Origin of the sequence: Nesterenkonia alkaliphila, assembly GCF_009758175.1 — a bacterium.
In the GTDB taxonomy this organism is placed as follows: Bacteria; Actinomycetota; Actinomycetes; order Actinomycetales; family Micrococcaceae; genus Nesterenkonia; species Nesterenkonia alkaliphila.
On sequence record NZ_WRPM01000097.1, the window covers coordinates 13794 to 26032 of the forward strand.

General features: G+C 65.7%; 11 protein-coding genes. 6 read left to right on the top strand and 5 right to left on the bottom strand.

Annotated features, from left to right (window positions below; translation table 11 throughout):
- Positions 1 to 6 precede the first annotated feature (6 nt).
- Positions 7 to 1206, top strand: a complete 1200-nt coding sequence (locus tag GNZ21_RS13270; protein WP_308805446.1) for an acyl-CoA dehydrogenase family protein — start codon at positions 7 to 9, stop codon at positions 1204 to 1206.
- A gap of 107 nt (positions 1207 to 1313) precedes the next feature.
- Here the strand turns inward: GNZ21_RS13270 and glnA are convergent, their stop codons facing one another.
- Positions 1314 to 2744 (bottom strand): type I glutamate--ammonia ligase, encoded by a 1431-nt coding sequence (glnA, locus tag GNZ21_RS13275; RefSeq protein WP_157325136.1) that lies wholly within the window; start codon positions 2742 to 2744, stop codon positions 1314 to 1316.
- A 154-nt stretch (positions 2745 to 2898) separates the two neighbouring features.
- On the opposite strand from glnA, the gene GNZ21_RS13280 reads away from it, so the two are divergent.
- Complete coding sequence (locus GNZ21_RS13280; RefSeq protein WP_229659376.1) at positions 2899 to 3327, top strand: RDD family protein; 429 nt, start codon at positions 2899 to 2901, stop codon at positions 3325 to 3327.
- 8 nt (positions 3328 to 3335) lie between these two features.
- Positions 3336 to 4607 carry a YncE family protein gene (locus tag GNZ21_RS13285; protein ID WP_157325140.1) on the top strand — a complete coding sequence of 424 codons (1272 nt, stop codon included), beginning with the start codon at positions 3336 to 3338 and terminating at the stop codon, positions 4605 to 4607.
- Here the strand turns inward: GNZ21_RS13285 and GNZ21_RS13290 are convergent.
- From GNZ21_RS13290 to GNZ21_RS13305, 4 genes are read right to left on the bottom strand one after another with little or no spacing between them, the layout of a single operon-like run.
- Entirely contained in the window at positions 4583 to 5542 is a 960-nt protein-coding gene (locus GNZ21_RS13290; protein WP_157325142.1) for a COX15/CtaA family protein, read from the bottom strand. The two genes, GNZ21_RS13285 and GNZ21_RS13290, sit on opposite strands and share 25 nt — an antisense overlap.
- Positions 5533 to 6306: an ABC transporter permease gene (locus tag GNZ21_RS13295; RefSeq protein WP_157325144.1), complete on the bottom strand. Its 774-nt coding sequence runs from the start codon at positions 6304 to 6306 to the stop codon at positions 5533 to 5535. Before GNZ21_RS13295 ends, GNZ21_RS13290 begins: the two co-directional genes overlap by 10 nt.
- A complete protein-coding gene (locus GNZ21_RS13300; protein ID WP_229659375.1) occupies positions 6303 to 7253 on the bottom strand; it encodes an ABC transporter ATP-binding protein in 951 nt (316 codons plus the stop codon). The genes GNZ21_RS13295 and GNZ21_RS13300 overlap by 4 nt, the downstream gene beginning before the upstream one ends.
- A gap of 54 nt (positions 7254 to 7307) precedes the next feature.
- Positions 7308 to 8372, bottom strand: coding sequence for a hypothetical protein (locus GNZ21_RS13305; RefSeq protein ID WP_157325146.1), 1065 nt, complete (start codon positions 8370 to 8372; stop codon positions 7308 to 7310).
- A 153-nt stretch (positions 8373 to 8525) separates the two neighbouring features.
- On the opposite strand from GNZ21_RS13305, the gene GNZ21_RS13310 reads away from it, so the two are divergent.
- The 3 genes from GNZ21_RS13310 to sufD are packed head-to-tail and all read left to right on the top strand — an operon-like array spanning position 8526 to position 12207.
- Positions 8526 to 9431 carry a helix-turn-helix transcriptional regulator gene (locus GNZ21_RS13310; protein WP_157325148.1) on the top strand — a complete coding sequence of 302 codons (906 nt, stop codon included), beginning with the start codon at positions 8526 to 8528 and terminating at the stop codon, positions 9429 to 9431.
- Positions 9428 to 10906 (top strand): Fe-S cluster assembly protein SufB, encoded by a 1479-nt coding sequence (gene sufB / locus GNZ21_RS13315; RefSeq protein ID WP_157325150.1) that lies wholly within the window; start codon positions 9428 to 9430, stop codon positions 10904 to 10906. The genes GNZ21_RS13310 and sufB overlap by 4 nt, the downstream gene beginning before the upstream one ends.
- 2 nt (positions 10907 to 10908) lie before the next feature.
- Positions 10909 to 12207, top strand: coding sequence for a Fe-S cluster assembly protein SufD (gene sufD / locus GNZ21_RS13320; RefSeq protein WP_157325152.1), 1299 nt, complete (start codon positions 10909 to 10911; stop codon positions 12205 to 12207).
- Positions 12208 to 12239 lie beyond the last annotated feature (32 nt).

Here is a 12239-nt window from a genome sequence, read left to right on the forward strand (position 1 = left end):
GAAGCTATGACCGCAGTCCCCTCAGAGGAGAGAGTTGACCAAGCGATGAGCATTGAAGATGTCCTGAGTCCTGAGCTGCTGGGCCGGATCCGTGACCGTGCCCCGGGTTATGACGCACGCAATGAGTTCTGCGCCGAGGACCTGGAGGATCTGCGGCAGGCCGGCTACCTCAAAGCGCTGGTGCCGACCGAGTTCGGCGGCCTGGGCTGGGAGCTTCCGCAGTTGGTGGCAGCCCAGCGGCTCTTGGCCGCCTATGCCCCGGCCACCTCGCTGGCGGTGAATATGCACCATGTCTGGGTCTCGGTGGCGCGGCAGATGGTGCGAATGGGCCATGATGAGTTCGAACAGGTGCTCACCGAGACGGCCCAGGGCCATATCTTCGCCTTCGGGATCTCGGAACCGGGGAACGACGCAGTCCTCTTCGACTCCGTCACCGAGGCTCAGGTTCTGGAGGACGGGGCTGTGAGCTTCACCGGGATCAAGATCTTCACCACCCTGTCCCCGGTGTGGACCAGGCTGGGCCTCTTCGGCAAGGACACGGCGGCCAGCGGTGCCGAGGCAGAGAAGCCGCTGATCTTCGGGTTCCTGCCCCGGGAGGCTCAGGGTTGGCGCAGCGCCGAGGACTGGGATGTGCTGGGTATGCGGGCCACACACTCCCACAGCACGATCCTTGAGGGCGCCACAGTTCCGGCCGGGCGCATCGTCCGGCGGCTACCCACCGGTCCTAACCAGGATCCGCTGGTCTTCGCGATCTTCTCCTCATTCCTGACCCTGCTGGCCGCGGTCTACACCGGTCTCGGCGACCGGGCCCTGGAGCTCGGCGCTGAGCATGCCGCTGCCAGAACGGCGCTGACCACCGGGGAATCCCTGGACCAGGACCCGGACATCCGGTACAAGCTTGCCGAGGCGCAACTGGCCCAGTTGGCCCTGGACGCCCAGCTGAGCGGCATTGCTGCTGATGTGGAGACCGCAGCCGAGCACGGGGCCTCCTGGTTCCCCCGGCTGGTGACCCTGCGCACCACCGCCACCCGCACCGCCCGGGCAGTGCTCGAGACGGCCTTAGCGGTGAGCGGGGGAGCCCAGTACCGTCGCACCTCGGAGCTCTCCCGCCTCTACCGGGATGCTCTGGCCGGGATCCACCACCCCTCCGATGATGAGTCCGCCCACCGCACCCTGGCCAACTACCTGCTCGGCCCTCTGGGGTGAGCCCGGCGTCGTCGTGATCATTCCCTCGTTAATCAGCTAAAGAGGGGTCCCGCCCACCAGTTCCGGTGAACAGGACCCCTCTCTCTCTGTGTGAGGTCAGCGGGACATCAGACCGAGAAGTACAGCTCGAACTCGTGGGGGTTCGGCCGCAGGGCCAGCGGCTCGATCTCCTCAGTGCGCTTGTAGTCCACCCAAGCCTCCAGGAGTTCCTCGGTGAACACCCCGCCCTCGAGCAGGAACTCATGGTCAGCCTCCAGGGCCTCCAGGGCCTCTTCCAAGGAGCCCGGGGCCTGCGGAATGTCCTTGAGCTCCTCAGCGGGCAGCTCGTAGAGGTCCTTGTCCACCGGCTCATGCGGCTCGATCCGGTTCTTGATCCCGTCCAGGCCGGCCATCAGCATGGCGGCGAAAGCCAGGTAGGGGTTGCCGGAGGCGTCTGGGGCGCGGAACTCGATGCGCTTGGCCTTGGGGTTGGATCCGGTGATCGGGATGCGGACGGCCGCAGAGCGGTTGCCCTGGGAGTAGACCAGTGAGACGGGAGCCTCATAGCCCTTCACCAGGCGGCGGTAGGAGTTCACCGTGGGGTTGGTGAAGGCCAGCAGCGCGTGAGCGTGCTTCAGGATGCCGCCGATGTACCAGCGCGCGGTGTCCGAGAGGTTGGCGTAGCCGGTCTCGGAGAAGAACAGCGGCTCATCGCCGTTCCACAGCGACTGGTGCACGTGCATACCGGAGCCGTTCTCCTCGAAGATCGGCTTGGGCATGAAGGTGGCGGTCAGGCCGAAGGCGGCAGCAGTGTTCTTCACCACGTACTTGAACTTCTGGATGTCATCGGCGGCCAGGGTCAGGGTGTTGAACTTGTAGTTGATCTCCTGCTGGCCCGGGCCCGCCACCTCATGGTGGGAGCGTTCCACGGACAGACCCGCCCGCTCCAGGGCCAGCACGATCTCATCGCGGACCTCAGCGGTCTTGTCCTGCGGGGACACCGGGTAGTAGCCGCCCTTATGGGCCAGCTTATGGCCGTCCGGGGTGCCGGGGAACTCACCGGAGTTCTCATTGCCCCAGACAGCCTCTTTGGCGCCGATGGAGTAGAAGGACTCCTGGGGGGAGGACTTGAAGGCCACCGAGTCGAACAGGAAGAACTCTGCCTCGGGGCCGAAGAACGCGGTATCGGCGATCCCGGAGGAGGCCAGGTACTCCTCAGCCTTCTGGGCCACTCCGCGGGGGTCGCGGCCGTAGGGCTCCCCGGTGCGCGGGTTGATGATGCTGAAGGTCATCACCAGAGTCTTGGCCACGCGGTACTCGTCCACGAATGCAGTGGAGGGATCCGGGATCAGCTGCATATCGGATTCCTGGATGCCCTGGAACCCGCGGATGGAGGACCCGTCGAACAGCTGGCCGTCTTCGAAGAAGTCGAGATCCACAGTGTGGGCGGGGACGTTGAAGTGGTGCTGAAGGCCTGGCAGGTCGGTGAAGCGGACGTCGACGAACTTGACGTCCTCCTCCTCGATGAACTTCAGTACTTCTTCCGGGCTTGAAAACATGCTGTCCGTGCTCCTTGTCGAGTGACTGTACAGGGAAGCCGAGAGCCTGTGGCCCCGGCGCTCCTCCTTACCCTACAGACCGCAGGGTTTCTCACCCGTCACGCAATTGTTTCCAGTAGGTTACGGAGTTCGCACACGGATAGACTTGATCCCCGTGAGCCGACAGGACGATGACCGCGACGCCCACTCCTCCGGCCACCCGGGGCAGCAGCTGGGCCTGCCCGCCTCCGGTCCCGGGGCGTTGGCCCCGTGGGGCCGGCGCATCCTGGCACTGTTCATTGACTGGGGGATCGCCTCGTTAATCTCCCTGACCTGGTTCAACTATGACCCTTGGGTTACCCTGGGCCTCTTTGTGCTGATGCAGGTGGCCCTGGTGGGGCTGCTGGGGGTGAGCATCGGCAAACGTCTGGCGCGCATCCAGGTGGTCCGGCTCCGCGATTCGGCCCCGGCCACGATCCCGGGACCGCATATCGCCCTGCTGCGCACCGTGCTGCTGCTGGCGGTGATTCCAGTGGCGCTGATATCCCCGGACGGCCGTGGTCTGCATGACAGAATCACAGGGACAGTGCAGGTCATCATGTGAGGAACCTCATGCCCCAGAACTCCATCCGGTCGCCCCGCACCGCCCTGGCGGCGGCTGCTCTGACCGTTCTGCTGACCACAGCCTCCTGCGGCGGGGACTCCCCGGACCCGGCTGCGGAGCAGGGCGAGGCCACTATCCCGGGCCCCACTGTCGAGGCCAGCGAGGCTGAGAGCCCCGAGGGCACCGAGAGCGGGGCTGAAAAGGAGGCCGCGGAGGAAGGCGCCACAGAGAACGACGCCGCCGGCACAGAGCTGCCGGAGCTTCCCCCGGCTAACAGCACCGGATTCGAGCAGGTGGACACCATCAGCGAACCGGTGATCAGCCCCAAGTCTGTGGTCTCCAACGGCCACGGCCTGGCCATCGCCAACAACATGATGTATCAGCACACGGTGACCCTCTACGACACTGAGTCCCGGGAGCTGGTGCAGGAGCTCTCCGACTCGATCAGCCCCGGGGCGCTCGGGGTGGACGGCTACCCGGAGACTGTGCAGGGCGCCCCGGTGGAAGCCGTATGGACCTCCGACGGGCAGTACGCCTACGTTTCCCAGTACGATCTGGCGGGCATCGGAGCCGCGGCCTATGACGACTGCCGCAACGGGGATCAGGTCCCGCCCTCAGCTGTCTACCGCTACAGCGTGGCCGAGCAGGACTGGGACCAGTTCATCGAGGTGGGCCGGGTGCCCAAGTTCCAGGCCCTGACTCCAGATGAGTCAAGACTGCTGGTCACCAACTGGTGCGACTTCGACCTCTCGGTGGTGGACACCGCCACCGGCCAGGAGGAGATGCGGGTGCCGCTGAGCTCTCAGCCCCGGGGCATCGCCGCCATGCCGGACAACCGCACCGTGTACGTCACCGCGATGTATGCCAATCAGCTCTGGAAAGTCGACCTGGAGACCGGTGAGGCCGAGGTCATCTATGACCAGGCCAACTTCCCGAGGCATCTGGTGCTCTCCCCGGACTCTGAGGTGCTCTACGTGACTTTCAGCCGCTCCGATCTGCTGGTGGCCTTCGACACCGAGACTGATGAGGTCATCGCCTCCACCAGCACCGGTCGTGAGCCGCGCACTATGGATATCTCCGCTGACGGCACGGCCCTCTATGTGGTCAACTACTATGAGGATACGGTCTCCAAGTTCGACGCCGAGACCTTGGAGGAGATCCAGCGCCAACCCACAGGTCATCTGCCCATCGGGGTCAGCTACGATCCGATGACCGGCAGCGTCTGGGTGGCCAACTACTCGGGCAGCATCGGCGTCTACGACGACACGGTGCCGCGCTGAGTGAGCGATCTGGTGCGGTAGCGCCCAAGGTAGCGGTCGAACACCATGGTCGCGGCCACCATCAGTACCGCTGAGCCCAGCATATGCAGCCACACCAGCAGGATGGGCAGTCCGGTCCAGTGCTGCCAGTAGCCGATCACGCCCTGGGCGATGATCACCGCGATGAGGAACCACACCGCCCGGCGCTGAGCCGGTGAGGTACGCAGTCGGAACTGCCGGATGGCCATGAAGATCGCAGCGGCACAGAGCAGGTAGACCGGTATCACATGCAGCCGGGTCACCAGCTCGGCATTGAACTCATGCCGCGGTGAACCAGGGTCCCCGGCGTGCGGACCGGTGCCGGTGACCACTGTGCCCAGCACCACTGCCACCCAGCTGGCGGCCAGCACGATGGCTGCCAACTGGCGGGTGGCGGCGTCGTGCTCCCCGTCCACCAGGGGTTGGCCAGGCTGTGCGGAGAGGTTCAGCTCCAACCGGACCCGGCTGAGCAGCTGGGTGGCCACCAGCACCAGCCCGGCCGAAGCCAGGAAGTGCAGCGCCACCACCCACGGGTTGAGATTGGTCCATACGGTGATTCCGCCGATGATTCCCTGCAGCGGGATGCCGAAGCCGATGATCACCGTGCGCACCACCAAGGCCCGGTGGGTGGCCCAGAGCCGCACCACGGCCAGGAACATCGCCACACTGATCGCGATCAGCACATAGGTCAGCATCCGGTTGCCGAACTCAATGGCCCCGTGGATGCCCATCTCCGGAGTGGAGACCCAGGAATCGGCGGTGCAGCGCGGCCACTCCGGGCAGCCCAAGCCGGAGGCGGTCAGCCGCACGGCGCCCCCGGTGAGGATGATCCCGATATTGGAGATCAGCGTGGCCCAGGCCAGGACCTTTGTGGTGTGGGTGATCCGGTCAGGCAGCCGGCGGGTGATTACGTCCAACGGAAGAACCTCCTGGCAAGAAGTACGGCGCTCACGGCCCAGGCCGTGAGGATCAGCAGCGGCAGCGCGGGCAGTCTCCCGGTAAGGGCGGGCTCCCGCAGGGCCTCGCCCAGGGCGGCAGAGGGCAGGCCCCGCAGCAGCGCTCCGGCACCCTCATAGTTCAGCGGGATCACCGCACCGCCGGCAGCTCCCATCAGCACCCAGGTCACATTGGTCACCGCCAGTGTGGCCTCGGCCCGTACCGTACCGGCGATCAGCAGACCCAGCGCAGTGAAGGCGGCAGCGCCCAGCACCAGGCCGCAGACCAGCCAGAGCAGTCCGGAGGGTTTCGGGGCCCAGCCCAGCGCCAGTGCGGTCCCGCCGAGCACCAGGACCTGCACCAGGATCACGCACAGCACCGCGAGTGCCTTGCCCAGGATGAGGCCGGCCGAGCCCAGCGGGGTGGTGGAGAGGAAGGCCAGCACCCGGTATTGGCGTTCGAATCCGGTGGCGATCCCCGCCCCGGTGAAGGCAGAAGCCATCACCGCCAGGGCCAGCACTCCGGGGGCAACGGTCTGGATGTCCGGGATGATCTCAGTGATCGAATGGGCGCGGTGCAGTCCGATGAGCACCAGCAGCGGCAGGATCAGGCTCACCAGCAGCTGCTCGCCGTTGCGCAGGGTGAGCCGCGCCTCATAGAGCCCATGGGCCAGCACCCGCCGGTGGGCCGGGGCAGCCAAGGGAGCAGGCGTCGTCGTACTGGTGCGGCTGGGCTGGGGGCTCATGGCGCGGAGACCTCCCAGAAGACATCCTCAAGGGTGCGGGCTTCGAAGCTGATCTCGGCCGGCAGCAGATCGATCTGCGCCCACCAGGTGCTCAGCGCCTGCAGGTCTGCGGCGGAGCCGATGCTCTCCACCGCCCAGTATGAGCCGGACCGGTTGGCCCCATTGTCCAGGGCCACCGGCAGCGGGGCCGCCTGAAGCTCGGCCGTGGTGAGGATCCGGGGGGAGGCGAAGGTCAGCCGCCGGGCAGCGCCCTGGGCCCCGCCGGTGAGTTCGGCCACTGTGCCGTGGCGGACCACCCTGCCGGCTTTGAGGATGTAGACCGAATCGGCCAGCTGCTGGGCCTCCTCCAGCAGATGGGTGGTGAGCACTATCCCGGTGCCGCGGCTGCGCAGTTCTGCGATCAGCTCGAACACCAGCTGGCGGGACTGCGGATCCAATCCGGCTGAGGGCTCGTCCAGGAAGACCAGTTCGGGGTTGCCGGTCAGGGCCGCTGCCATGGCGATGCGCTGCTTCTGACCCCCTGAGAGCCGGCGCACGGCAGTGCTCAGGAACCCGCCCAGGTCCAGGCGTTCAATGAGGTCCTCAAGCGGCCAGGGCCGTTGATGCAGGGCGGCGATGTGCCGCAGCAGGGTCAGCGGTTTCACCGACTGCGGCAGTCCGCCGTCCTGCAGCATCACGCCCACCCGGGCGCGGAGTTCGGCCCCGGCCCGGTAGGGGTCCTGGCCCAGCAGCCTGACGGTGCCGGCGGAGGGGCGGATCAGACCCTGGGCGCAGCCCAGCGTAGTGGTCTTTCCGGCCCCGTTGGGGCCGATGATCACAGTGACCTCGCCGCGGCGGGCGGTAAGGTCCACACCGGAAAGGATCTCGGTGACCCCGCTGGTGGAACGGGCCGAGCCGAGGGCGTAGCGCACACCGGTCAGGCTCAGGCAGGGGGCAGATGCGGGCACCGCACCAGTCTACAGTTTTCTACAGGGCGTAGAAGTATGGCCGGGACGGGCAGCTCAGGGCAGCTCGAAGCAGTGCTCATCACCGATCGCCTGGGCGATTTCGAAGGACTCATCGGTCATCAGGTACTCCGATCCCGGCTCCTCGCCGAGCTCCAGGGTCTCCCGGTCGGCTCCCAGGAACAGCACCGCATAGGCGCTGGTCACCGCCTCCACCTGCCCCTCGGCAATCGGTGGGGCCATCGATCCGCATTTCATGTGGATCTGGTGGTGGGCGATCTCGTGGCGAACCACCTCATACCACCAGACGTGGCGCACATTGCTCTCAATATAGATGTGCTCATCGTTGAGGTAGATCACCTCCGGGGTGGCCTCGCAGTAGTAGCCGGTGTCCCGGGTGTTGTCCCGGACATCCAGGCAGACCACCTCGTCAAAGTCGTACTCCACCTCCAGGCCGAAGATCGCTGCCAGCTCCTCGCCGGCATCCCAGTAGGCGCCGCTGCTGTCCGGCCGCGGCGCATAGGCCGCAGCCTGCTGCTCCCATTCATAGAACTCCGGGTGGCGCTCATCGTATTCGTACCAGTCATCGGGATCCTCCGCCGGGACGTTGAGCAGCCGCCCCTCGGTGAACCGCTTCTCCAGCTCATCGAGGTAGCCCAGAGTCTGCTCGATGTACTCGTCTAACTCCGCCGGGTCCTCGCTGGTGACCTCATCGGCGTCGAGCATCTCGAGGTAGTAGTCATTGATCTCGGTGACAAACCCCCAGGCGTAGTAATCGCCCAGATAATCATCACCTGCCGGAGTGAGCTCGTAGATGCTGCCATCCGCGTAGGCGGAGTAGTACTGCTGCTCGAGTCCCCGGATGCGCTCCTGCAGTTGCGGGAAGTCTGGCCGCTCACTGAGGCGGTAAAGGCCGTCATCCTCCTCGGTGGACTCCGGCAGCTGCGGCTCTTCAGACTCCTCCGGCTCCTCGGCCGGCAGCGGTGACTGTTCCTGGGCCTGCTGTGCCACCGGGGGTGCCGGGGCCGGTTCCTGTGCGCAGCCTGTGGCCAGCACCAATAGAGGCGCGCTCATGGCAGCTGCCCACCGCCGCTGGGCTGAGGATGCCCATTGCCCATTCATAGCACTCAGTTTATCCAGCCGGGCAGCGGCAGGCTTGCTATACGAAGGTGCGGTTGACCTGGTGGGTCCGTGGAGGATGTTCAGGTGACGCCTGATGCTCGACTTAGGTCCGCCTTGCTGGCAGTCTTGTTCTGAATAGGTCAGAATAGAGTTATGAAATTCGATGACAGGATGAGTGCGCCGGCAGCAGATGCCCAGGCGCCCGAGTCCGACGGCTCCACCCGGGACCGTGTCATCCAGCTGGTGGTCGAGGAAGGCCCGATCAGCGCCGCCCAGCTGGGCCGCAAACTCGGCCTGACCGCAGCCGCAGTCCGCCGCCACCTCGACGCCATGACGGAGCAGGGAGTAGTGGAGGTCAAGAACGTCACCTCCCGCCGCAAAGGCGCCGGCCGGCCTTCCCGCCGCTATGTCATCTCCTCCCGCGGTCAGCAGGAGCTCGGCGATGACTACCTGACCCTGGTCCGCACCGCGCTGGATGTGCTGGAGAGGCACTCCGCAGAAGGCCAGCACGACGCCGCCCCCACACCTCTGGATGCCGCAGGCACCGGGGCCGGGGAGACCAAGACAGAAGACAGTCCCGCCGCCCGGGCGGTGGCCCAGGCCTACTTCGGCCGGTTCGAGGAACGCTGCAGTGCCGAACTGGCTGAGATTGAAGACCTGGACGAGCGCACTGAGAAGCTCGCCGAATACTTCAGTACCGCCGGATTCGCCGGCTTCACCCGTCTGGTGGGCCGGGACAACCCGCTGCTGGCCATGCAGTCCACCCAACTCTGCCAGGGCCACTGCCCGGTGCGGGAAATAGCAGCGGCCCATCCGGTGTTCTGTGAGGAGGAGACGGCAATGATCGGACGGCTGCTGGATGTGGACGTCCGCCGCCTCTCCACCCAGGCCGCTGGTGCCCATGTGTGCACCACCCACGTCCCGGTAGGCCGCGAGAAGCTCGCGGCCGAACGCGCAGCCCGCGCCCGGCTGGACTCAGAACAGACTTCGCCGGGAGGCAGGAACGCCCCCCGGAAGAGAATCGTGATTTCTCCGCGTCAACAAGAGAGGTTGTCATGACCGAGCAGATTGCACAGGCAGAGGAAGCTCTGCGGAACACCGAAGACCCCGTGGTCATCCAGAAGATCCTGGACGACAACCCTGAGCTGCAGGGACTGGGCAACTATGAGTACGGCTGGGCGGATAAGGACGATGCCGGTGCCAATGCGCGCCGCGGCATCAACCCCGAGGTCGTCGCCGATATCTCCGGCAAGAAGGACGAGCCCGAGTGGATGCTCAAGCTGCGCCAGAAGGGCCTGAAGTACTTCGAGCGCAAGCCGATGCCCACCTGGGGCGCGGACCTCTCGGAGATCGACTTCGACAACATCAAGTACTTTGTCCGCTCCACCGAGAAGCAGGCCCAGACCTGGGAGGACCTCCCTGAGGACATCCGCAACACCTACGAGAAGCTGGGCATCCCGGAGGCTGAGCGTGAGCGCCTGGTGGCCGGTGTGGCCGCCCAGTACGAATCCGAGGTGGTCTACCACCAGATCCGTGAGGACCTCGAGGCCCAGGGCGTCATCTTCATGGACACTGACACTGCGCTGAAGGAGCACCCGGAGTTCTTCGAGGAGTACTTCGGCTCGGTGATCCCGGTGGGCGACAATAAGTTCGCCGCCCTGAACACCGCAGTATGGTCCGGGGGCAGCTTTGTGTACGTGCCAAAGGGCGTACACGTGGAGATCCCGCTGCAGGCCTACTTCCGGATCAACACCGAGAACATGGGCCAGTTCGAGCGTACCCTGATCATCGCCGATGAGGACTCCTACGTTCACTACATCGAAGGCTGCACCGCGCCCATTTACAACACCGACTCCCTGCACTCCGCCGTGGTGGAGATTGTGGTGAAGAAGAACGCCCGGGTGCGCTACACCACCATCCAGAACTGGTCCACCAACGTGTACAACCTGGTGACCAAGCGCGCTGTGGTGGATGCCGGCGGCACGATGGAGTGGATCGACGGCAATATCGGCTCCAAGGTCACCATGAAGTACCCGGCTGTGTACCTCACCGGCGAGCACGCCAAGGGCGAGACGCTCTCGGTGGCCTTCGCCGGCGCCAACCAGCACCAGGACACCGGCTCCAAGATGGTGCATATGGCCCCGAACACCTCCAGCTCCATCGTCTCCAAGTCGGTGGCCCGCTCCGGTGGCCGCGCCTCCTACCGCGGGCTGGTGCAGATCAATGCCGAGGCCAAGAACTCCGCCAACTCCGTGGTCTGTGACGCCCTGCTGGTGGACACCATCTCCAAGACCGACACCTACCCCTACATCGATATCCGTGAGGACGATGTCACCCTGGGGCACGAGGCCACAGTCTCCAAGGTGTCCGAGGACCAGCTGTTCTACCTGATGTCCCGCGGCATGGCTGAGGATGAGGCGATGGCCATGATCGTGCGCGGCTTCATCGAGCCCATCGCCCGCGAACTCCCCATGGAGTACGCCCTGGAGCTCAACCGACTCATCGAACTGCAGATGGAAGGATCCGTAGGCTAACAATGACAGAGACCACTGAGAAGGTCGCCGGAGTAGAAGTCGGCGAACGCCGCATCTCCATCCCCGGCTTCACTGAGGAGGGCGAGAACCTCGCCAACTCCACCAATGCCGCCGCCGAGCACAGCCACGGCGGGGTGGGGGAGACCGCCAAGCCGCTCACCGCAGGTTCAGGTTCCCGGGGCAACCGGCACACCGGGTACGAGCTCGCGGGCTTTCCCGAGCCCACCGGGCGTGAGGAGGAGTGGCGGTTCACCCCTCTGAAGAAGCTGGCCGGAGTGCTCAGCGACGCGCCCACGGCCAATGCCGGCACTGAGGACGAGCCGGTGGACTACCAGGTCACCGAGAACGTGGACGGCCTGGTCGTCTCCACACTCCGCGATGGGCAGGCCCCCCGCGGATCCGTGCTGCAGCCGGCTGACCGGGCCGCGGTGGTCGCCTACAAAAACACCGAGCAGGCGCTCTACCTCAAGGTCACCGAGGGCACTGAGCTGGCAGAGCCGGTCCGGGTGGATATCACCGGTAAGCAGGCCGGCGCTCGGGCCAACAGCCACATCGTGCTGGAGGCCGAGCCCAACGCCAAGGCAGTGTTCGTGCTCGAGCACCGCGGCAGCGCCGACTTCAACGGCAACGTCGAGGTCAAGCTCGGCCAGGGCGCCGATCTCACCGTGATCTCCCTGCAGCGTTGGAACGACGACGCAGTCCATGCCGGCCAGCACGACGCCGAGGTCGGTCAGGACGCCAGCTATAAGCACATCGCGGTCTCCCTGGGCGGCTCCGTGGTCCGGCTCAACGCGAACTTCCGCTACTCCGGGGAAGGCGCTGAGGCTGAGATGTACGGCCTGTACTTCGCCGACTCCGGTCAGCACATCGAGCACCGCACCTTCGTGGACCACAACACCCCGCGCAACACCTCTAATGTGCTCTACAAGGGTGCGCTGCAGGGCGAAACGGCCCGCACTGTGTGGATCGGCGATGTGCTCATCCGCGCAGCCGCCGAGGGCACCGACTCCTACGAGAAGAACCAGAACCTGGTGCTCACCGACGGTGCGCGGGCCGACTCCGTGCCGAACCTGGAGATCGAGACCGGCCTCATCGAGGGTGCCGGCCATGCCTCCTCCACCGGCCGGTTCGACGAGAACCACCTGTTCTACCTCATGGCCCGCGGCATCCCTGAGAAGATCGCCCGCCAGCTGGTGGTGCGCGGCTTCCTCAACGAGATCATCCAGAAGATCGGGGTGCCCAGCATCGAAGAGTCCCTCCAGGAGGACCTCGAGGCCGAACTGGAGATCCACGGCAACTAGCCCTGCCGCGTCGTCGTACTTTTTAGCGAACT